At 68.6% G+C, this 20,372-nt stretch carries 17 protein-coding genes and 1 tRNA gene; 5 read left to right on the plus strand and 13 right to left on the minus strand.

The window, feature by feature from the left end:
* Positions 1–209: 209 nt before the first annotated feature.
* The 5 genes from QZ749_RS08190 to QZ749_RS08210 form a co-directional block, all read right to left on the minus strand.
* Positions 210–1,160, minus strand: a complete 951-nt coding sequence (locus QZ749_RS08190; protein ID WP_296945406.1) for a ribose-phosphate pyrophosphokinase — start codon at positions 1,158–1,160, stop codon at positions 210–212.
* Positions 1,161–1,312: 152 nt separating this feature from the next.
* Positions 1,313–1,389 (minus strand) — tRNA-Gln (locus QZ749_RS08195).
* A 74-nt stretch (positions 1,390–1,463) separates the two neighbouring features.
* A complete protein-coding gene (gene ispE, locus QZ749_RS08200) occupies positions 1,464–2,360 on the minus strand; it encodes a 4-(cytidine 5'-diphospho)-2-C-methyl-D-erythritol kinase (protein WP_296945407.1) in 897 nt (298 codons plus the stop codon).
* Positions 2,361–2,362: 2 nt separating this feature from the next.
* Complete coding sequence (locus tag QZ749_RS08205) at positions 2,363–2,974, minus strand: outer membrane lipoprotein LolB (protein WP_296945409.1); 612 nt, start codon at positions 2,972–2,974, stop codon at positions 2,363–2,365.
* 95 nt (positions 2,975–3,069) lie between these two features.
* Complete coding sequence (locus QZ749_RS08210; protein WP_296945411.1) at positions 3,070–4,881, minus strand: tetratricopeptide repeat protein; 1,812 nt, start codon at positions 4,879–4,881, stop codon at positions 3,070–3,072.
* 104 nt (positions 4,882–4,985) lie between these two features.
* On the opposite strand from QZ749_RS08210, the gene mutM reads away from it, so the two are divergent.
* From mutM to QZ749_RS08235, 5 genes are read left to right on the plus strand one after another with little or no spacing between them, the layout of a single operon-like run.
* The gene (gene mutM, locus QZ749_RS08215) at positions 4,986–5,819 is read left to right on the plus strand and encodes a bifunctional DNA-formamidopyrimidine glycosylase/DNA-(apurinic or apyrimidinic site) lyase (RefSeq protein WP_296945413.1); all 834 of its coding nucleotides are present in this window, start codon (positions 4,986–4,988) and stop codon (positions 5,817–5,819) included.
* A 29-nt stretch (positions 5,820–5,848) separates the two neighbouring features.
* On the plus strand, positions 5,849–7,789 hold the full coding sequence (locus QZ749_RS08220; protein WP_296945414.1) for a dynamin family protein: 1,941 nt from the start codon (positions 5,849–5,851) through the stop codon (positions 7,787–7,789).
* On the plus strand, positions 7,786–8,898 hold the full coding sequence (mutY, locus tag QZ749_RS08225; RefSeq protein ID WP_296945416.1) for an A/G-specific adenine glycosylase: 1,113 nt from the start codon (positions 7,786–7,788) through the stop codon (positions 8,896–8,898). Before QZ749_RS08220 ends, mutY begins: the two co-directional genes overlap by 4 nt.
* A gap of 22 nt (positions 8,899–8,920) precedes the next feature.
* Positions 8,921–9,637, plus strand: a complete 717-nt coding sequence (locus tag QZ749_RS08230; RefSeq protein ID WP_296945418.1) for a YafY family protein — start codon at positions 8,921–8,923, stop codon at positions 9,635–9,637.
* Positions 9,638–9,688: 51 nt separating this feature from the next.
* Positions 9,689–10,057 carry a VOC family protein gene (locus tag QZ749_RS08235; protein ID WP_296945420.1) on the plus strand — a complete coding sequence of 123 codons (369 nt, stop codon included), beginning with the start codon at positions 9,689–9,691 and terminating at the stop codon, positions 10,055–10,057.
* 132 nt (positions 10,058–10,189) lie between these two features.
* Here the strand turns inward: QZ749_RS08235 and QZ749_RS08240 are convergent, their stop codons facing one another.
* The 8 genes from QZ749_RS08240 to QZ749_RS08275 all read right to left on the minus strand — a co-directional run bounded on the left by QZ749_RS08240 (position 10,190) and on the right by QZ749_RS08275 (position 20,124).
* Positions 10,190–11,329 carry a deoxyguanosinetriphosphate triphosphohydrolase gene (locus tag QZ749_RS08240; protein ID WP_296945422.1) on the minus strand — a complete coding sequence of 380 codons (1,140 nt, stop codon included), beginning with the start codon at positions 11,327–11,329 and terminating at the stop codon, positions 10,190–10,192.
* Positions 11,326–12,966 (minus strand): bifunctional shikimate kinase/3-dehydroquinate synthase AroKB, encoded by a 1,641-nt coding sequence (gene aroKB, locus QZ749_RS08245; protein WP_373896798.1) that lies wholly within the window; start codon positions 12,964–12,966, stop codon positions 11,326–11,328. Before aroKB ends, QZ749_RS08240 begins: the two co-directional genes overlap by 4 nt.
* A 108-nt stretch (positions 12,967–13,074) precedes the next feature.
* Positions 13,075–15,039: an Ig-like domain-containing protein gene (locus QZ749_RS08250; RefSeq protein ID WP_296945425.1), complete on the minus strand. Its 1,965-nt coding sequence runs from the start codon at positions 15,037–15,039 to the stop codon at positions 13,075–13,077.
* A gap of 19 nt (positions 15,040–15,058) precedes the next feature.
* Positions 15,059–17,209 (minus strand): type IV pilus secretin PilQ, encoded by a 2,151-nt coding sequence (pilQ, locus tag QZ749_RS08255; protein WP_296945427.1) that lies wholly within the window; start codon positions 17,207–17,209, stop codon positions 15,059–15,061.
* Complete coding sequence (locus QZ749_RS08260; protein WP_296945429.1) at positions 17,206–17,754, minus strand: pilus assembly protein PilP; 549 nt, start codon at positions 17,752–17,754, stop codon at positions 17,206–17,208. Before QZ749_RS08260 ends, pilQ begins: the two co-directional genes overlap by 4 nt.
* Positions 17,751–18,425: a type 4a pilus biogenesis protein PilO gene (locus tag QZ749_RS08265; protein WP_296945430.1), complete on the minus strand. Its 675-nt coding sequence runs from the start codon at positions 18,423–18,425 to the stop codon at positions 17,751–17,753. Before QZ749_RS08265 ends, QZ749_RS08260 begins: the two co-directional genes overlap by 4 nt.
* Entirely contained in the window at positions 18,422–19,060 is a 639-nt protein-coding gene (locus tag QZ749_RS08270; protein ID WP_296945431.1) for a PilN domain-containing protein, read from the minus strand. Before QZ749_RS08270 ends, QZ749_RS08265 begins: the two co-directional genes overlap by 4 nt.
* On the minus strand, positions 19,060–20,124 hold the full coding sequence (locus QZ749_RS08275) for a pilus assembly protein PilM (protein ID WP_296945432.1): 1,065 nt from the start codon (positions 20,122–20,124) through the stop codon (positions 19,060–19,062). The genes QZ749_RS08270 and QZ749_RS08275 overlap by 1 nt, the downstream gene beginning before the upstream one ends.
* Positions 20,125–20,372 lie beyond the last annotated feature (248 nt).

The raw sequence follows: 20,372 nt of genomic DNA on the forward strand, positions 1-20,372 counted from the left end.
GAGGTCCCGAATGCCGGCGCAGCGCCGGCCCGGTGGCCCGGGTGGTGGAGGTCCCCGCGACCAGGGACCTCCGCAAACAGAGCGCTTGCGCGCTCAAGAAATTCCGTACTGCTCGATGTGCCAACGGCGCGCCGGTATCACCTTGCGCGCCGTGGTAGTGGCACATCACATTGTCGGTGGGCTCCCCGAGCCTACCATGCCGACCGCTGTTAGTCGACGAACAGCGAGATGACCGAGTCGCCCTTGACGATGCGCTTGAAGGTCTCGGCCAGCAGCGGCGCGCAGGTCAGCTGGCGGATCTTGCCGCAAGCCTGGCCGGCCGCGCTCAGCGGGATCGTGTCGGTGACGACCAGTTCGTCCAGCGGCGAATTCGCGATGCGGTCGATCGCCGGGCCGGACAGCACCGGGTGCGTGCAATAGGCAACGACTTTCTTGGCGCCGCGTTCCTTCAGCACTTCGGCGGCCTTGCACAGCGTGCCCGCAGTGTCGACCATGTCGTCCATGATCACGCAGTTGCGGCCTTCGACCTCACCGATGATGTTCATGACTTCCGACACGTTCGCCTTCGGGCGACGCTTGTCGATGATCGCCAGGTCGCAGCCGAGGCGCTTGGCCAGCGCACGGGCGCGCACCACGCCGCCGACGTCCGGCGACACGACCAGCAGGTCGTCGTAGTTGCGCTTCTGCAGGTCGCCCAGCAGGATCGGCGAGGCGTAGATATTGTCGACCGGGATGTCGAAGAAGCCCTGGATCTGGTCGGCGTGCAGGTCCATGATCAGGACGCGCTCGACGCCGGCCTGCTGCAGCATGTTCGCGACCACCTTGGCCGAGATCGCCACGCGGGCGGAACGCGGACGGCGGTCCTGGCGGGCATAGCCGAAGTAAGGAATCGCCGCGGTGATGCGGCCTGCCGATGCGCGCTTGAGAGCGTCGACCATCAGCATGATTTCCATGAGGCTGTCGTTGGTGGGAGCGCAGGTCGATTGCAGAACGAAGACGTCCTTGCCGCGAACGTTCTCGTTGATTTCGACCATGACTTCGCCGTCGGAGAACTTCGAAACCACGGCTTTACCGAGAGGAATGCCGAGGCTTTTTGCGACCCCTTCTGCTAGCGCCGGATTGGCATTGCCGGTAAAAACCATCAGGTTTTCATAAGCCATGGGAGTTCCAGAAGAGTAGTGAATAGAACTTTTGAAAAGTCGCTAATGCAAGATCATTAACGCTTGAAGTACAAAAAAAATGGGCCGCTCGAGGCGGCTCCACTTCTCTGCCTGCTGGAGCATAAGGCATCAACAGCTCAGGCAATCAACTTTGGCAGGGGAACAAGGATTCGAACCTTGGTATGCCGGAATCAAAATCCGGTGCCTTAACCAGCTTGGCGATTCCCCTACACTGAAACTTGTCAGCTCGTCGCTGCACTCGATTATTATACCGTGCAATGCATCGACAGGCAAGATTTTATTCTACAACTCGTTGATTTGCAAGAGCGTTTTCATCGGATGTCTCGGCAGTGCCCTGGCTTTCCACGCCTTCCACCCCGCCGGTACCTGCTTCCGTACACGCTCGGCTTCTTGCTCGCTGGAAAACGCACAAAACACGCACGCTCCGGAACCAGTCATCCTGGCCGCTCCGTGCCGCCCCAACCAGTCGATCGCCTCCGCTACCGGAGGGAACAGGCGGGCCGCCACGTCCTGCAAATCATTTTTCCCGAAGCCAATCCAGTCTTGCGATCCGGTTTGCCCCCTTGGAAAGTCCGCTATTGTGATGGGTTTCGTGTCCCTTGTCAAATCGGTCGCGGTAAAAATCGCAACGGTCGGCACGGACACCCCCGGTTCGACGACGACGTACCACACGTCGGGCCCGTCCACCGCCTGCAACCGCTCGCCCACGCCCTCGGCGAACGCCGTCTCGCCGAACAGGAAGAACGGGATGTCGGCGCCCAGCGGCAGGCCCAGCGCCATCAGTTCGGCGTCCGTCAGTCCCGCCTGCCACAGGTGGTTGGCGGCCATCAATGCCGTGGCCGCGTCCGAGGAACCGCCGCCCAGGCCGCCGCCCATCGGCAGGCGCTTGTCGATGGCGACGTCGATGCCGGGCGGCAGCCGGCCATGGCGCCGCGCGTACTCGGCCTGCAGCGCGCGCAGGGCGCGCACGACCAGGTCCTGCGCTTCCGGCACGCCGGGCACGTCGGTGGTGCGCACGATGCGCGCGTCGGCGCGCAGGTCGAAGTGCAGCGTGTCGCCGTGGTCGATCAGCTGGAACACCGACTGCAGCAGGTGGTAGCCGTCCGGGCGGCGCCCCGTCACGTGCAGGAACAGGTTCAGCTTGGCCGGGGCCGGGCAGTCGTGCAGGAACGCCGCCATGGTCATTGCACCGGATCGACGACGATGTTCACCGACAGCTCCTCGCTGTCGGCCGTGGCCGCGCGGCCGGCGCGGATGATGCGCGGCATCGCCCCGCCGCTGCCCTTCGGCCCGTCCTGCCATTCGGCGAAGCGCAGGCGCCAGCCGTCGTCGGTGAACACATTGTTGTTGGCCGGCGAGGCGGCGAAGCGCTTGCCGGACGCGTCGGTCGCATAGCCCTGCAGCCAGTCGGCCAGGCCGTTCACGGGCAGCGACCAGCCGAGCGTGCGCCGCGTCAGGCTGTCGATGTCCTTCTCGGTGCGCGGTGCGTGGCCCGATTGCGTCAGGGTGGCCGCCTGCGGCGTCACGCTGATCTGCGCCAGGGTCGAGCCCAGCTGGGAATCGAGCGCGACGTCGATGCGGCCGGGCTGCTGCGTCCAGCGGAACAGCACGCTGACGTTCTGCGGCTGGCCGTCCTTCTGGTACGTCACGGACAGGCGGCCGCTGCGCTCGAGCGTGTCGCGGTAGGCGGCCGCGGCCGCGTTCGGGTTCGACAGCGGCGCGCCGCCGGTGGCGCAGCCGGCCAGCACGGCGGCCAGCAGCATGGCGGGAATGAAGCGGGAGGAACGGTACATCGGCAAAGACATCCTATGAATGACAACCGGCGGACAGTGCCGCCGGCCAAAGATGAAATATTATTTCAAAATACGCTACATTATGAAAGATCGCTTCACAGCGACACGTGCAGGCGCGCCAGCGTGGCCTTCAGCGCATCGTTCTTCGGATCCTTGTCGCGCGCTTCGCGCCAGAGCTTGCGCGCCTCGTCCTGCTGGCCCTTCTTCCACAGCACTTCGCCCAGGTGCACGGCGATCTCGGCATCGCTGCGCAGCGCATAGGCCTTGCGCAGCTGGGCCTCGGCCGCGTCCAGGTTACCCAGGCGATATTCCACCCAGCCCATGCTGTCCATGATGAAGGGGTCGTTGGGCGCCATGCCCAGCGCCTTCTCGATCAGCTGGCGGGCTTCCTTCAGGCGGATGTTGCGGTCGGCCAGCGAATAGCCGAGGGCATTGTAGGCATGGTGGTTGTCCGGCGTCGTGGCGATCACCTTGCGCAGCGATTTCTCCATGACGTCGACCTTGTTCACGCGCTCGGCGCTCAGGGCGAAGTCGTACAGGAAATCCATATTGTCGGGGAAGCGCTTGACGCCCTGCTCCATGACCTTGTACGACTCCTGCTCCTTGCCGGCATCGCGCAGGATCTGCGCCTCGACCAGCACGACCTGGGCCTGCTCGGCCTTGTCGCCCTGCAAGGTGGCCAGGTACTTGCGCGCGGCCGGCACGTCGCCGGCCTTGGCGATCAGCTGGGCGCGGCGCAGCTCGGCGCCGAACTGGATCTTGGGGTCGCCGCTGTCGAGGCGGTCGAGCCAGTCCTGGGCCGCCTTGTAGTCGCCGCGTTCCTCGGCGAGCTGGGACAGCATCAGCACGGCCTTGGCGCTGTCGCGCTCGTCGTCCGGCGCCTTTTCCATCACGTCGACGAAGCGCGTCAGGTAGCGCTCGGCGCCCTGCACGTCCTTCATCTGCGCCGACAGCACGCCCAGCGCGTACAGGGTGGCCGGATTGTCCGGCTTGGCCTTGTCGAGCAGGAGGAACTGCTGGCGCGCGGCCTCGAACTGGTTGTCGTTGACGAGCAGGCGCGCGTACGCCGCGCGCACCTCGCCGGCATCGGGGTGCGCCACCAGGAATTCCTTCAGCACGCCGGCCGCCTGGGCATCGTTGTCGCCCGTCTGCGCCAGCGTCAGCGCGGCGATTTCGGAATCGGGCTTGATCTTCAGGGCGGCGAACGCCTCGCGCCGGGCATCGTCCTTGGCGCCGCGCGCCAGCGCCGACTGGGCCAGCACGACGTGGGTTTCCATCATGTCCGGATACGGCGCGACCAGGCGCTCGACCATGGCGATGCCGGCCTGCTTGTCCTTGGCGCGCAGCAGCAGCTGCTGCATCTGGAACATCACCATGCCGCGCGCGCCCGGGGTCGCCTCGGCCAGGCGCTGCCTGAGGATTTTTTCTGCTTCGCCGAGGTTGTCGGACAGGATCACCAGCCCCAGATAGTACTGGCTGGCCTCCTCGGAGTTCGGCGAGTATTCGCGCCACAGGCGCACCGCGGCAAGCGCGTCCTCGGCCTGCTTGGCCGACAGCGCCATCTCGGCGGCGCGCTTGGCCAGGCGCGGATCCCTGGTCTGCTGGGCCAGGCTCAGCAGCGTGAGGTACGGGCCTTGCCAGTCGCCATTCTTGAACGCCATTTCCGCCTGCATCAGCTGCGTCATCATGGTGGGCGTCATGGCGACGTTGGGAACGTTTTCGTCCGACTTCGTGTCCTGCGCCTCGCCTGCGGCTGCCTTCCTCTGGGCCTCGGCGGCGGCAAGGGGCTGGTCGGATGGCGCCGCGGCGGCTTGCTGGCCTGCCGGCTGGTCGGATTGCTGCTTGGGCGCCACAGCACAGGCCGACAGTAGCGCGGAGAAGGTTACAATGGCGAAAGCGTTTTTCAAGGCAAGTCCCAATCGAATCGATGATCCGATTCTACGCCGAACGCCTGCCGCGCGTGCGCCGCTGCAACACGAATTTACATTGCATCCATCTTTCCTGACGCTTCATGCCTGAACTCCCGGAAGTCGAAGTTACCCGGCGCGGTGTCGCGCCGCACCTGGAAGACCGTATCGTCGAACACGTCGTGCTGCGCCGCGAGGGGTTGCGCTGGCCGTTCCCGCCCACGCTGCCGGCGCTGCTGGCCGGCCGCCGCATCCTCGGCACCGGGCGGCGCGGCAAGTACCTGTTGCTGAAGTTCGAGCACGGCACCCTGATCGTCCACCTCGGCATGTCCGGCCATTTGCGCGTGCTGCCCGAAGGCATCGAACTGAAGAAGCACGACCACTTCGACCTCGTCGTGCGCGGCCCCGAAGGCCGGCGCGTGCTGCGCCTGCACGACCCGCGCCGCTTCGGCGCCGTGCTCTGGCACGACAACGACGACGGCGAACTGGACGAGCACATCCTGCTGCGCGGCCTCGGCGTCGAACCGCTCGAGGACCAGTTTTCCGGCGAGCTGCTGTGGCGCGCCACGCGCAACCGCAATGCCCCGATCAAGCAGGTGCTGCTGGCCGGCGACATCGTCGTCGGCGTCGGCAATATCTACGCCTGCGAGAGCCTGTTTCGTGCCGGCATCAATCCGAAGACGCCGGCCGGGCGCATCAGCCGCGCCCGCTACGACAGGCTGGCCGAGGCGATCCGCGCGATCCTGGCCGCCGCGATCGTCCAGGGCGGCAGCACGCTGCGTGACTTTATTGCCGTAAATGGCCAGTCTGGCTATTTCCAGCAGACATATTTCGTCTATGATCGTGCTGGAGTGCCTTGCCGCAACTGTGGGGCGCCGGTACGCCAGATCAAGCAGGGCCAACGCTCCACCTTCTATTGCGCGACCTGCCAGCGCTGACCCGCCGGCACGCAGCGACGAACGAGACCATGCAGGACTTACAACGATATGGCGCCTGGCGCGCACGCGTCGCCCAGGCGCTGGAACGCTATCGCGGCTGGGCGCAGTCGGCCGGCCTGCTGGACGCGGCCGCGCAGCAGCGCCTGGCGCGCGCGCTGGCGCGGCTGGGCGACGACCGCCTGACGGTCGCCTTCGTGGCCGAGTTCTCGCGCGGCAAATCGGAACTGATCAACGCCCTGTTCTTCGCCGACTACGGCCGGCGCATCGTGCCGTCCAGCCCCGGGCGCACGACGATGTGCCCGACCGAGCTGGCCTGGGACCCGGCGCTGCCGCCCTGCATCCGCCTGCTGCCGATCGAGACGCGGCGCGCGCACCGCACCACCGCCGACTACCGCGACGACGCCGGCGCCTGGACGGTGCTGCCGCTCGACCTCGACGCGCCGGCGCGCATGACCGAGGCCTTCCTGCAGGTCAGCCTGACGCGGCGCGCGGATCCCGCGGAAGCGGCCGGCTACGGCCTGTACGACGGTGCCGACGCCGACCTGGCGGGCGCCGTGGGCGACGACGGCCTGGTCGAGATCCCGCGCTGGCGCCACGCGCTGATCAACTTCCCGCATCCGCTGCTGCAGCAGGGCCTGGTGATCGTCGACACGCCGGGCCTGAACGCGATCGGCACCGAGCCCGAACTGACGCTGAACCTGATCCCGAACGCGCATGCGGTGCTGTTCGTGCTGGCCGCCGAGACGGGCGTGACGAAGAGCGACATCGAGGTCTGGCGCACCCACGTGGGCGCGGGGCCGGGACCGGCCGCGGGCCGCATCGTCGTGCTCAACAAGATCGACGCGCTGTGGGACGAACTGCGCAGCGAGGCCGACAACGATGCCGCCATCGCGCGCCAGCGCCACGACGTCGCGCGCCTGCTGGGCGTGGCCGACGCGCAGGTGTTCCCGGTGTCGGCGCAGAAGGCGCTGGTGGGCCGGATCAACGGCGACGCGGCCCTGTTCGAGAAGAGCCGCGTGGGCCTGCTGGAAGCGGCGCTGTTCGGCGAACTGGTGCCGGCGCGCCAGGCGATCTTGCGCGGCCAGTTGCGCGACGACCTGGCGGCCGCGCGCGCGGCGGCCGAATCGCTGCTGGCCACGCGCGCGCGCGACCTGGTCGAGCAGATGCAGGAACTGCAAAGCCTGCGCGGCAAGAACCAGGGCGTGATCGCCCACATGATGCGCCGCGTCGAGCTGGAAAAGAAGGAATTCGACGCCAGCCTGTTCAAGCTGCAGGGCACGCGCGCCGTGTTCGCGACGCTGTCCAATGAACTCTACAGCCTGATCGGCATGGACGCCATGCAGCGCCAGGCCGATGCCGTGCGCGCGGCGATGGAAGCGGCGCGCTTCGGCACCGGCACGCGCGCGCCGGTGCGCGCCTTCTTCGCCGAGGTGCGCACCAGCCTCGCACTGGCCGACGCCAAGACGGAGGAAATCCGCGCCATGATCGAGACGATGGCGCGCCGCTTCTCGGCCGAGCACGGCCTCGCGCTGGCCCTGCCGGCGCCGCTGTCGCTGGAACGCTACCGGCGCGAGATCAACGCCGTCGAGGCCATCTACCTGAAGCGCTTCGGCACCGCGACCCTCCTGATCACCAGCCGCGCCGCGCTGCTCGAACGCTTCTTCGACACCATCGTCTCGCGCGTGCGGCACGCCCTGCGCGAGGCGAACGCCGACGCCGAAGCCTGGCTGCAGGTCCTGATGGCGCCGCTCGAATCGCGCATCCGCCAGCACCGCGAACAGCTGCGCCAGCGCCAGGCCTCGATCCAGCGCATCCACGACGCCACCGACAGCCTGGACCAGAAGATCGCCGCCTTCGACGACGCGCGCGGCGCGCTCGACGGCGTGCGCGCGCGCCTGGACGAACTGGCCGGCGGCGTCGATACCGAACTGCGCGGCGCCATCGACGCCGCCTCATTGGAAACCGAATGAAACGCACCACCGAATCCGAAATCCTGTCCGACCCGGGCTTTTCGCGCGCCGTCATCGACTGGCAGCGCGCCCACGGCCGCCACGCCCTGCCCTGGCAGAACACGCGCGACGCCTACCGCATCTGGCTGTCCGAGATCATGCTGCAGCAGACCCAGGTCGCCGCCGTGCTGGGCTATTACGCGCGCTTCCTGGAGCGCTTCCCGACCGTCTTCGCGCTGGCCGAGGCGCCGCAGGAAGACGTGATGGCCCACTGGGCCGGGCTGGGCTACTACACCCGCGCGCGCAACCTGCACGCCTGCGCCAAACGCATCGTGGCCGAGTACGACGGCGTCTTTCCGAGCGACCCGGCGCTGCTGGCCGACCTGCCCGGCATCGGCCGCTCGACCGCCGCCGCCATCGCCGCCTTTTCGGCGGGCACGCGCGCGGCCATCCTGGATGGCAACGTCAAGCGCGTGTTCGCGCGCGTGTTCGGCATCGACGAATACCCGGGCATCAAGCCGGTCGAGGACGCGCTGTGGCGCCGCGCCGACGCCCTGCTGCCGCAGGACGACGGCATCGAAGCCTATACCCAGGGCCTGATGGACCTGGGCGCGACGCTGTGCACGCGCGGCAAGCCGGACTGCGGCCGCTGCCCGCTGCAGGCGCGCTGCGTGGCCCACGCGACGGACCGCACGGCCGAGCTGCCGGTACGCAAGCCGAAGAAGGCGACGCCGGAAAAGCGCGCGCGCCTGCTGGTCGTGATCGACGCCGGCCAGGTGCTGCTGGAACAGCGCCCCGGCACGGGCATCTGGGGCGGGCTGCTGTCGCTGCCGGAAGTCGAGGGCCACGTGGCGCTGGACGACGAGGACGTTCCCGCCGACGCGCTCGGCGTGCCGGAAGCGGCGGCGCGCTTCGGCAGCGTCGACGACTGCGAGGCGCTGCTGCCGCTGCAGCACGTGTTCACCCACTACCGGCTGCACATCCACCCGTTCCGCATCGGCCTGCGCGCGCGCGCCGCCCTGCCCGCCGGCTGCCAGTGGCTGGCCCTGGCGGACGTCGACGCCGCCGCCTTGCCTGCGCCCGTCAAGAAGCTGCTGGGCCAGCTCGGCCAGCCCTCGCTGTTCGGCTGACGCGCGTGGACACCGGATCGCGATGACGCGCGCGCAACGGCTGCTGGCCCTGCTGCAGGCCCTGCGCGGCTACCGCTTCCCCGTCACCGGCGACGCTCTCGCCGGCGAGCTCGGGATCAGCCTGCGCACGCTGTACCGCGACATCGCCACCCTGCGCGCGCAGGGCGCGCGCATCGAGGGCGAGCCGGGCCTGGGCTATGTGCTGAAACCCGGCTTCCTGCTGCCGCCGCTGATGTTCACGCAAGAGCAGGTCGAGGCGCTGGTGCTGGGCGGGCGCTGGGTCGCGCAGCATGGCGACGAGCGCCTGGCGCAGGCGGCGCGCGAGGCGGTCGACAAGATCGCCGCGGTGCTGCCGGACGCCTCGCGCCGCACGCTCGACGACTCCGGCCTGCTGGTGGCGAGCGCGCGCGAGGCCGGGCCGCCCGGGCCGCACATGGCGCCGATCCGCGCCGCGATGCGCGAGGAATGCAAGCTGGTGCTGGACTACCGCGCCGAGGGCGGCGCCGCCACGCGGCGCGTGGTGTGGCCGGTCGCGCTGGGCTTCTTCGAGCGGGTGCGCATGCTGGTCGCCTGGTGCGAGCTGCGCGGGGGCTTTCGCCACTTCCGCCTGGACCGCATCGCCGCGCTCGCGGCGACGCCGGAGCGCTACCCGCGCCGGCGCCGCGCGCTGCTGCAGGAATGGCGCGTGCGCGAGAACATTCCCGACCGCCCCGCCCGCCACGCTGCTGACGGAAACTGACAGTCGCCCTGCCTACACTGGCCGCTTCGTCAACCACCGAAGGAGCACGCCATGCACACCCCGCACTACACCATCCTCTACGTCGCCGATCCCCAGGCCAGCGCGCGCCTGTACGCCGGCCTGCTGGGCGCCGAGGCGATCGACGCCATGCCCACGTTCGCGCTGTTCGCCCTGGAGGGCGGGCGCATGCTGGGCCTGTGGGCCAGGGACGCCGTGAAGCCGCCCGCCGACTTCCACGGCAGCGGCAGCGAGATCGCGCTGCGCGTGGACGGCGTGGCCGCGGTCGACGCGCTGCACGCGGACTGGCGCGCGCGCGGCCTGGACATCCTGCAGGCGCCGGCGGTGCTGGACTTCGGCTACACGTTCACGGCGGCCGATCCGGACGGCCACCGCTTGCGCGTGTTCGCACGCACCGAATGACCCATCGCCGTCGTTCCCGCGAACGCGGAATCGCCCACGCACCGGGTGGGTGGACGGGTTCCCACGCGGCGCCGGCATGTCGCACGACGCATCGAAAGAGGATTGGACGCGTGGACGGCGGCGCCGTCCACCCTACAACTCGTCGAGGGAGAAGATGCGCTTGTGCTCGCGGATGGCGTAGCGGTCGGTCATCCCGGCGATGTAGTCCGCGATCTTGCGCGCCTGCCTGGCGGGGTCGTCCGACGCCACCTGGTAGTCGAACGGCAGCAGCACCGGGTCGCTCATGAAGGCCTCGAACAGCTCGCGCACGATGCGGCTGGCCTTCACGCGCATGCGGTTGACCTTGTAGTGGCGGTACAGGTTGGCGTACAGGAAGCGCTTCAGGGCCGTGGTTTCCGTGCGCATCTGCGCCGAGAAGCGGATCAGGGGCGGGCCGGCGCGCACCGCGTCGATCGATTGCGGGTTCGCCTCGAGGATCAGCGCGGCCGAGGTCTGGACCAGGTCGGCCGTCATCGCCGTGATCATCAGGCGGATCGTCTCGTACAGCTCGCGCCGGCCCGGCAGGCCCGGGTACTGCGCCACCACCTGGCGGTGCAGGCGCGCGAACAGGTCCACCTCTTCCATCTGCTTCATCGTCAGCAGGCCGGAGCGCAGGCCGTCGTCGATGTCGTGGTTGTTGTACGCGATCTCGTCGGCGATATTGGTCAGCTGGGCTTCCAGGCTGGGCTGGGTGCGGTCGAGGAAGCGGCAGCCCAGGTCGCCGAGCTGGCGCGCATTCGCCAGGGAGCAGTGCTTCAGGATGCCTTCGCGCGTCTCGAAGGTCAGGTTCAGGCCGTCGAAGGCGCCGTAGTGCTCCTCGAGCTGGTCCACCACGCGCAGGCTCTGCAGGTTGTGCTCGAAGCCGCCGTAGTCCTGCATGCAGTCGTTCAGCACGTCCTGGCCGACGTGGCCGAAGGGCGTGTGGCCGAGGTCGTGGGCCAGCGCGGTGGCCTCGACCAGGTCCTCGTTCAGGCGCAGGCTGCGCGCCAGCGTGCGCGCGATCTGGGCCACCTCGATCGAGTGCGTCAGCCGGGTGCGGAACAGGTCGCCCTCGTGGTTCAGGAAGACCTGGGTCTTGTATTCGAGGCGGCGGAAGGCGGTCGAGTGGATGATGCGGTCGCGGTCGCGCTGGAACTCGCTGCGCGCGCCGGCCGTGCCTTCCGGATGACGACGCCCACGGCTTTTCGACGAGTGCGCCGCATAAGGTGCCAGGTGGGCGTCGAAATCGATCATCGCGGGTCCGCTCCCGTCGATGCCGCCAGCGTGGCCAGCAGCTGCTCGGGCGGCGCCGTCGTCACGCTCGGGCTGCCCAGCGGCTTGAGCAGGATGAACTTGATCGCCCCGCCCTCGTTCTTCTTGTCGACTTCCATCAGCTCGATCCAGCGCTGCGCGCCGAGGTCGGGCGCCACCACCGGCAGGCCGGCGGCCTGCGCCAGCCGGCGCACGCGCGCGACGCTGGCCGCGTCGACCAGGCCCAGGCGATGCGACAGGTCGGCCGCCATCACCATGCCGCAGCCGACCGCCTCGCCGTGCAGCCAGGCGCCGTAGCCCAGGCCGGCCTCGATGGCATGGCCGAAGGTGTGGCCGAAGTTCAGCACGGCGCGCAGGCCGCCCTCGCGCTCGTCGCGGCGCACGACGTCGGCCTTGATCTCGCAGGAACGCGCGATCGCATGGGCCAGCGCCGCGTGGTCGCGCGCCACCAGCTTGCCGACGTTCGCCTCGATCCAGTCGAAGAAGCCGGCGTCGAGGATGGCGCCGTGCTTGATGACCTCGGCCAGACCGGCCGACAGCTCGCGGGCCGGCAGCGTGTCGAGCGTGGCGGTGTCGGCGATCACGGCGCGCGGCTGGTAGAAGGCGCCGATCATGTTCTTGCCGAGCGGGTGGTTGATGCCGGTCTTGCCGCCCACCGAGGAATCGACCTGGGCCAGCAAGGTGGTCGGGATCTGCACGAAGGGCACGCCGCGCATGTAGCTGGACGCGGCGAAGCCGGTCAGGTCGCCGATCACGCCGCCGCCCAGCGCCACCAGCGTGGTCTTGCGGTCGCACTTGTTGGCCAGCAGCGCGTCGAACACGAGGTTCAGGCTCTGCCAGTTCTTGTGTTCCTCGCCGTCCGGCAGCACGATGGGGACGACGTCGCGTCCGCCCGCGCGCAGCGGCGCCGCGACCTTGTCGAGGTACAGCGGGGCGACGGTGGTGTTGGTGACGATCGCCACCTTGCCGCCGCCGGCGCCGATGTGGCGGTCCAGCAGCGCGCCGTCGTCCAGCAGCCCGCGGCCGATGACGATGGGATAGCTGCGCTCGCCGAGGTCGACGTTGAGGGTGGTGATGCGATGGGTGATGCTGGCCTGTTCGTTCATTCTGTGCCTTGCCTTGCGTGCGCGCGCCGCCTGCAGCGCCGCGATCTGGTCGAGTATCGTTTGTACCATCGATTGTACGTTAGGTCGGCCGGTATCGATGACGAGGTCGGCGATCTCGCGGTACAGGGGCTCGCGCTGGGCCGTCAGGTCTTCCAGCTTCCTCCTCGGGTCGGCCGTCTGCAGCAGCGGGCGGTTGCGGTCGTGCGCGGTGCGCTGCAGGATGCTGTTGACGCTGGCGCGCAGGTAGACCACGGTGCCGCGCTCGGCCAGCAGCGCGCGGCTGGCCGGATCGAGCACGGCGCCGCCGCCGGTGGCCAGCACCAGGCCGCGCTGCGCGGTCAGCTCGCGGATCACGTCGGCTTCGCGGCGGCGGAAACTGGCCTCGCCCTCGATCTCGAAGATCCATGGAATCGACGCGCCGGTGCGCGCCTCGATCTCGTGGTCCGAATCGACGAAGCTCATGTTCAGCCGCCGCGCCAGCAAGCGCCCGATGGTCGTCTTGCCGGCCCCCATCAGGCCGACGAGGAAGATATTGTTGTTCTTGCAGTCAGACACTATTCTCGATCGCTCAAATAAAAACGGCCAGGTTACCCTGGCCGTTCTGTTTCAATCCGTCATCTGTTACGAGCAGGTGAACGACAGTTTAAACGGAATAACGGTGGACGAGCCAGCGGGCGTCGTGACGACGACGTTGAAGGTCGCCTGTTTCGCCACGCACGGCACCACGCCGGCGGCGCCGCTCGAGATGCTGAACGTGTGCGTCGAACCCTGCGGGCCGCTGGCCGCGACGCCGGTCGGATCGTCGATGCCGGTGGCGCTGTGCGGCCGCACGCTCGGCACGGTGGCCGGCAGCACGGCGGCGGCGGTGCCGTTGAGCATGCTGGTGATGTCCACGCGCGAGCCGGCCGGCATCGGGTTCTTGTTGAGGTCGTTGAACTGCAGCGTGAACACCTTGGTGCCGTTCACGCTGATCGATCCCAGATCCACCGTGCCTGCCGTCAGCGGCGTGCTGCTGCGGTCCATGTACACGTATTCGACGTCGCTGCCGCTGAAGAAGATGCCGGTCTTGGCGTACACGGTGTTCTTGCCGTCGGTCGAGCTGGCGCAGACCGTGGCCAGGCCGGCGCGGGTGCTGTCCGGGCTGATCGCGTTGCACGGCGTGGCCGGCTTGCCGGCGACCGGGACGCGCGGGTTCTGCGCGCGGAAGTCGACCGAGCAGCCGCCGTTGACGGTGTTGCAGCCGCCCTTGTCGGCGGTGCCGACCGCGCCCATATTGGTCTGGAACACGACCGGGGTGCCGTCCGGGACCGGGTTGCCGAAGGCATCGGCCAGCAGCACCTGCAGGCGGGTCGCCGGCGTGCCCGGCGAGCTGTCCACGCTCCAGCCTTCGATGTTGAAGGAACCGGTGCTCAGCGAGAACGCGCTCTGCACCGGCAGGCCGGTGGTGACCACGATCGAGTCGGACATGGTCGAGATGTCGGCGCCGCCGTTGCTACCCGTACCAGGCAGCGTGGCCTGCACGCGGAACGACGTGGGCACGCTGCCCGAGTTGACGGTGGTGACCACGCTGCCTTCGGCGTCGGTGGTGTCGCTCGCCTTGTTGATCTTCACCGACGGCGTGGTGGTGCTGAAATTCACCTGCTTGCCGGCCAGCGCGTTGCCGAAGATGTCGACGACCTTGAAGGTCAGCGTGGCGGTCTCGGTGCGGCCGTTGCCGCCCTGGCCCTGGATCACGATCGACTGGTTGGTCGGCGATGCGCCGACGAACTGCACCGAGGCGGCGGCCGGCGGGGCGATGGTCAGCGTGGTGGAGACGGCGCGCGCGACGCCGTCGGCCGACACCGTGATGGTGTCGTTGTTGGCACAGCCCTTGTCGCGGTAGACCGTCTGCGCGGTGCCGTTGTTGGTGGCGACCGTCGCGGCCAGCGTCGCCTTGCCGGCGGTCACGCAAGCCGAGCTGAAGCTCACATTCACCTGCTGGTCGGTGTACTTGGCGGCACCCGCCATCAGGTCGACCGACAGCACGGTCGAGCCGTAGGCCTGCAGGCTGGTCGGCGATGCCGTCAGCGTGCCGAAGGTCAGCGTGGTGGCGCCCACCGAATAATTGCCGCTGGCGCTGACCGTGGTGTCGCCGACGGTGGTCGTGGCGGTGACGGTGCCGGCGCCGCCCGCGGCCAGGCTGGCCGCGCGCAGCGTGATGGTCGCCACGCCGTTGACGTCGGTCAGCGCGGTGGCGGCGGTGGGCGAGAAGACGCCGAGGTTGTTGTCGGTGGCGAAGGTGACGATCGCGTTGGCGACCGGCTTCTTGTCCTTGTCGAGCACCGTGGCGCGGGCCGTCAGCGGGGTCGCGCCGGTCAACGAATTGCTCGCCACGCCGCCGGCGTTGGCGAAGGCCAGCGTCATGCTCGGCGTGGTCGCCACCGGCGTCGTGGTGCCGCCGCCGGTGCCGGTGCCGGTGTTGCCGCTGCCGCCCGGCGCGCCCGGATTGCCGCCGCCGCCGCCGCAGGCCGCCAGCAGTGCGGCCATCGCCAGGGCGGCCAAGCGCACGCCGCGCGGGCCTGCGATCTGATGCTTGAAGTTGTTCATCTCTGCTCTTCGTCGTTGGTTATTGTTGTTGCGGATTCTGCACCCGGTCCGCCACGATCTTCGGGGTGATGAAGACCAGCAGCTCGGTCTTGCTGGTCGAGCGCGCGGTGGACTTGAACAGGTTGCCCACCACCGGCACGTCGCCCAGCAGCGGCACCTTGTTGACGTTGTTGGTCTCGCTCTGCTGGTAGATCCCGCCCAGCACCACCGTGCCGCCGTTCTCGACCATCACCTTGGTCTTCACGTGCTGCGTGTTGATGGCGAAGCCGGCCGCGGTGCTCTCGCCCTTCGAGTCCTTGGAGACGTCGACGTCCAGCACCACGTTGCCGTCCGGCGTGACCTGCGGCGTTACGGACAGGCGCAGGTTGGCCTTCTTGAACTCGACCGCGGTGGCGCCGCTGCTGGACGCCATCTGGTACGGCAGCTCGACGCCCTGCTCGATGACGGCGGGGACGTTGTCCTCGGTGACCACGCGCGGGCTGGAGATGATCTTGCCCTTGCCGTCCGCTTCCAGCGCCGACAGTTCCAGGTTCAGGAAGCGGTTGGCCGCCGAGGAGAACAGCGAGAAGGCGATGCTGGGGGCGTTGGTGCCGTTGATCGGCGCGGCCGGCAGGTTCACCAGCTGGGTATTGTTGTACCAGTTGGTGGTCGGCACGATCTGGCCGGTGGCCTCGCCCACGCCGGTGATGTTGCCGCCCACCGCCGCGCGCTGGTTGCCGCTGAGCTGGTAGCCGGCGTCGCCGCCGCGCAGGCCGCGCATGTCGGCGAAGCCCAGCTTGGCGCCCAGGTTGCGCGAGAAGCCGTCGTTGGCCTCGACCAGGCGCGCCTCCACCAGCACCTGCTTGGTGCGGATGTCGACCTTCTGGATCAGCTTGCGGATGTCCTCGATCTTGGACGCGATGTCGGTCACGAACAGCTGGTTGGTGCGCGGGTCGATGATCGCGCTGCCGCGGCGCGACAGCACGCGGTTGCGGCTGTCGGCGCTGGCGGCGCCGCTGGCGTCCAGGCCGAACACGTTGCGGAAGGCCTCGGCCTTCTGGTAGTTGAGCTGGAAGATCTCGGAGCGCAGCGGCTCCAGGTCGGAAATCTGCGCCTTCTGCTCCAGCTCCAGCTTTTCCTTGGTCAGCAGCTCTTCCTTGGGCGCGATCCACAGCACGTTGCCGTTCTTGCGCATGTCCAGGCCCTTGGCCTGCAGGATCACGTCGAGCGCCTGGTCCCAGGGCACGTCCTTCAGGCGCAGCGTCAGGTTGCCGGCGACCGAATCGCTGGTGATGATGTTCAGGCCCGAGATGTCGGCGATCGCCTGCAGCGCCGCACGCACCTCGACATTCTGGAAGTTGAACGACAGCTTCTCGCCGCGGTAGGACTGGCCGCCGCCGCCGCCGGCCGGCCGGTTCGGATCTTCCTTGACCGGCTTGACGTCGATGACGAGCTGGGTGTCGCTCTGGTACACCGTCTGTTCCCAGTTGCCCTGGGCGTCGATCAGCATGCGCACGTTCTCGCCCTGCGCCGTGGTGGTGATGCGCGAGACCGGCGTGCCGAAGTCGGTCACGTCCAGGCGCCGGCGCAGCGACGGCGGCAGGCCGGTGCCGAGGAAGTCGACCTGGATCTGCTGGCCGACCTGGCGTACGTCGACGGCGACCTGGCCGTTGGGCAGGTCGACCACGACGCGGCCCTCGCCGTTGCTGCCGCGGCGGAAATCGAGGTCGCGCAGCACGTGCCGCGGCGCGCGCGCGCCGGCGGCCGCGAGCGGCGCGGGCGCGGCCGCCGGCGCCGGGGCGATGCCGCCCGGCCCCTCGACCGTCACGACGACGGCGCGGCCGTCGATCGCGGTGGCGTAGTTCAGCGGGCGCTGCAGGTTCAGCACGAGGCGCGTGCGCGCGCCGGCCTGGACCACGTTGACGGTGCGCACGTCGCCCAGGTTGACGTCCTGGACGCTCTTGCCGGTGGCATTCGCGGTGGCGCCGAAGTCGAGCGCGATGCGGGCCGGATTGGTGATCGAGAAACCGATCGGCGGCCTGGCCGGCGCCTCCTTCATCGTCACCCTGAGCACGACGTTGCCGCCCTGCTGGTTGGCGCAGATCGATTCGATCGCATTGTCCTGGGCCCAGGCACCGCCCACGGCGAGCGCCAGCAGCAGGCCGCACGCGCGTTGCAGGAATCGGGTCATTTCTGGTTCTCCTTGGTTTGCAGCTCCAGCCTGGCCGGGCGTTCGACCCATTCGCCGGCGGCGTCCTGCACCACTTCACGGATATCGACGGCATCCTCGCCCACGCGGGTGACGATGCCGAAATTGGGACCGATGCGCTGGCCCGCGCGTACCTGGTACAGCGAGCGGTCGATCTGCAGCAGCGCATAGCCGGCGCCGCCCTTGCGCAGCGTGCCGACCATCTGCATGGTGTCCAGCGGGAAGGTCTCGAGCAGTTCGCGCGGACGCTGCAGGTCGGGCTGGTTCGGGTTGGGCGAGGTGGCCGCGGTGCGCGCCAGCTCGGCCAGCAGCTTGTTCTGGTCGAACGGATCGACGCTGCCGGCCGCCCCGTAGGCATAGGGGATGAAATCCTTGGGCTCGGCCAGCGGCTTGACGTTGGGGCGCGTGTCGCGCTGCACCTGGTCCATCCAGTCGCGCACCTCGCGCACGTCGCCGTCGCCGCAGCCGGCCAGCAGCAGGCCCGCGGCCACGGCCACGGCCACGGCCAGCGTGTTCACGCGCTTCATGTCGCACCTCCGGCGGCGGCGCCCTTCTTCTTGGCCTTGCGCGCCTTGGCCTGCGCCTCGAGCTCGTCCTGGTCGAGGTAGCGGAAGGTCTTGGCGACGGCGTCCAGCGACAGCGTGCCGTCCTTGGCGGTGGACAGCGACAGGTTGTTCAGCGTGACGATGCGCGGCATCCTGGCCATGTCGGCGGCGAAGTCGCCGATCTCGTGGTAGCGGCCGCTGACGCGGATGTCGATCGGCAGCTCGGCATAGTAATCCTTGACCACGACCTGGCCCGGCTTGAACAGCTCGAACTGCAGGCCACGGCCCAGGCCGGCCTGGTTGATGTCCGACAGCAGCGCGGCCATCTCGGCCTTGCTCGGCAACTGCTTTTCGAGGCGCTCGACGTAGCGGTTGACCTGCTGCTGCTGCGCCTGCAGCGCCTCCAGGTTGATCGCCTGGGCCAGCTTGACCTTGTAGTCGTCGCGCAGCTTCAGTTCCTGCGCGGCCAGCGTGTCCTGTTCCTCGAACTGGCCGCTCCAGTAGAAGTACCAGCCGAGGGCCAGCACGGCGACCATGGCGCCGGCCGCGCACAGCAGGCGCGGCGCCAGCGGCCACAGGCCGGGATGGCGGCCCTGCAGGCCTTCGAACTGGGCCGCCAGGTCGGCGCCGAATTGTTTCAGGTCGATGTTCATGACGATGCTCCGGGCGCGGCGGCCTGCTTGACGGCGCCCGCGCCGCCTTGCGCCGGCTTGGCGTTCTCGTCCTTCTCGCGGGCGCGCTTGATCGACACGCTCAGGTTGAATTCGACGACCTTGCGGCCGCTCTTGCTCTGGGCCAGCGGCACGGCGCGCACCTCGGTCAGGTCGGGCCGCTCCAGCCACGCCGAATTGCCGGACAGGTTGCGCAGCAGCTCGGCCACCCGCTCCTGCGACTGGGCCACGCCGTTCATCTGCACTTTCTGGCCGTCCTGCTTGAAGCTCTTCAGGTAGACGCCGTCCGGCATCTGGCGCACCAGCTCGTCGAGCAGGTAGACCGGCTGGTTGCGGTCGCCCTGCAGGTCCTCGACGGCCTGCTGGCGCGCCTTCAGCGCCTCGATCTCGGACTTCAGGCTGGCGATCTTGGAAATCTTCTTGTCCAGTTCCGCGTTGGCGTTCTTGAGCACCAGGTTGCGTTCGTTCTGGGTGGCGATCTGGCTGGCGTTGTAGCCGCCGACCGCCAGCACCAGCGCGGCGCCGGCCAGCGCGCCCAGCGCCATCAGCGCGACGAACGCGGCCTGTTTCTGCTTGCGCCTGGCTTCGCGGTGCGGCAGTAGGTTAATGCGGATCATCAGCCGAACCTCCGCAGCGCCAGCCCGCAGGCGACCAGGTAGCCGGGCGCCTCGTTGCGCAGCTGCTGCTCGCGCACGGCGGGGCCCAGCTGCATCCCGCGAAACGGCGCCACGACGGCGGTCGGGATGCGCGTGCGCCCGCCGATGATGTCGAGCAGGCCGGGCAGCAGGGCGCAGCCGCCGGCCAGGTAGATCTGGTCGATGCGCGTGTACGGCGTCGACGTGAAGAAGAACTGGATCGCGCGCGTCACTTCCAGCGCGGCGTTGTCCAGGAAGGGCGGCAGCAGGTCGCTGCGCCAGGCGTCCGGCAGGTCGCCGGCGCGCTTGCGCGCCTCGGCTTCCTCGAACGACAGGCCGAACGCGCGCACGATGTCCTGGGTCAGCTGGATGCCGCCGAACGGTTGCTCGCGCTCGTAGATGGTGTCGCCGTTCTGCAGCACCGAGACATGCGTGGCCTGGGCGCCGATCTGGAACAGGGCGACGATCCGGTCCCTGGCGACGTCGAGGGCGCGCAGGGCCGCGGCGCGCGCCGCATACGATTCGATGTCCATCACGGTCGCCGTCAGGCCGGCGGCCTCGGCGATCGCGACGCGGTCCTCGACCTTTTCGCGGCGCGCCGCGGCCAGCATCACTTCCATGTCGTCCGGCGAATTGGCGGCCGGGCCGATCACGTCGAAGTCTAGGCTTACCTCGTCCAGCGCGAACGGGATATACTGGCTCGCCTCGGATTCGACCTGCACCTCAAGCTGGTCCTCGCCCAGGCCGGCCGGCAGGATGATCTTCTTGGTGATCACGGCGGCCGGAGGCATGCCGAGCGCGACGTGCCTGGCCCTGGTGCCGCTTTTTTTCCAGACGCGCAGCACGGCGTCCGACACCGCCTCGATGTTCTCGATGTTGCCGTCGACGACGACGCCGCGCGCCAGCGGTTCGGACGCATAGCGCTCCAGGCGCAGTTCGCCCTTGCCGGCGTCGGCCAGTTCGACCAGGCGCACGCTGGACGTACCGATGTCGAGGCCGACGAGGGGCGGACTCGATTGTCCGAACAAGGAACCGAGGCTGATCACGAGCGCACTCCCATTTGACTCCTGCGTTCCCAGGGAACGGCTTCAACGCCCGCGGGGGGATTTATTGAGAAAACAGATATTTAGGGCACATATATCAGGCACCGCAGCAAATCGTAGCAATACTGATGTCCCCAGACAAGAAATTTCTATGTGGGAACAACCAATGGCAAAGGGAGAATGAGGCGGCCACGCGACACTGCAAAACAGCAATCTTGCCGCCGTTTTCACACCTGTTGTTGCCTTGTCTA

Origin of the sequence: uncultured Massilia sp. (genome assembly GCF_913773735.1) — a bacterium.
Taxonomy (GTDB): Bacteria; Pseudomonadota; Gammaproteobacteria; order Burkholderiales; family Burkholderiaceae_D; genus Telluria.

Excerpts from the sequence above, each read along its gene's own strand:
- QZ749_RS08190 (WP_296945406.1), bottom strand. The coding sequence starts at position 1,160 with ATGGCTTATGAAAACCTGATGGTTTTTACCGGCAATGCCAATCCGGCG.
- ispE (WP_296945407.1), bottom strand. The coding sequence starts at position 2,360 with ATGGCGGCGTTCCTGCACGACTGCCCGGCCCCGGCCAAGCTGAACCTG.
- QZ749_RS08205 (WP_296945409.1), bottom strand. The coding sequence starts at position 2,974 with ATGTACCGTTCCTCCCGCTTCATTCCCGCCATGCTGCTGGCCGCCGTG.
- mutM (WP_296945413.1), top strand. The coding sequence starts at position 4,986 with ATGCCTGAACTCCCGGAAGTCGAAGTTACCCGGCGCGGTGTCGCGCCG.
- QZ749_RS08220 (WP_296945414.1), top strand. The coding sequence starts at position 5,849 with ATGCAGGACTTACAACGATATGGCGCCTGGCGCGCACGCGTCGCCCAG.
- mutY (WP_296945416.1), top strand. The coding sequence starts at position 7,786 with ATGAAACGCACCACCGAATCCGAAATCCTGTCCGACCCGGGCTTTTCG.
- QZ749_RS08230 (WP_296945418.1), top strand. The coding sequence starts at position 8,921 with ATGACGCGCGCGCAACGGCTGCTGGCCCTGCTGCAGGCCCTGCGCGGC.
- QZ749_RS08235 (WP_296945420.1), top strand. The coding sequence starts at position 9,689 with ATGCACACCCCGCACTACACCATCCTCTACGTCGCCGATCCCCAGGCC.
- QZ749_RS08240 (WP_296945422.1), bottom strand. The coding sequence starts at position 11,329 with ATGATCGATTTCGACGCCCACCTGGCACCTTATGCGGCGCACTCGTCG.
- aroKB (WP_373896798.1), bottom strand. The coding sequence starts at position 12,966 with ATGGGGGCCGGCAAGACGACCATCGGGCGCTTGCTGGCGCGGCGGCTG.
- QZ749_RS08250 (WP_296945425.1), bottom strand. The coding sequence starts at position 15,039 with ATGAACAACTTCAAGCATCAGATCGCAGGCCCGCGCGGCGTGCGCTTG.
- pilQ (WP_296945427.1), bottom strand. The coding sequence starts at position 17,209 with ATGACCCGATTCCTGCAACGCGCGTGCGGCCTGCTGCTGGCGCTCGCC.
- QZ749_RS08260 (WP_296945429.1), bottom strand. The coding sequence starts at position 17,754 with ATGAAGCGCGTGAACACGCTGGCCGTGGCCGTGGCCGTGGCCGCGGGC.
- QZ749_RS08265 (WP_296945430.1), bottom strand. The coding sequence starts at position 18,425 with ATGAACATCGACCTGAAACAATTCGGCGCCGACCTGGCGGCCCAGTTC.
- QZ749_RS08270 (WP_296945431.1), bottom strand. The coding sequence starts at position 19,060 with ATGATCCGCATTAACCTACTGCCGCACCGCGAAGCCAGGCGCAAGCAG.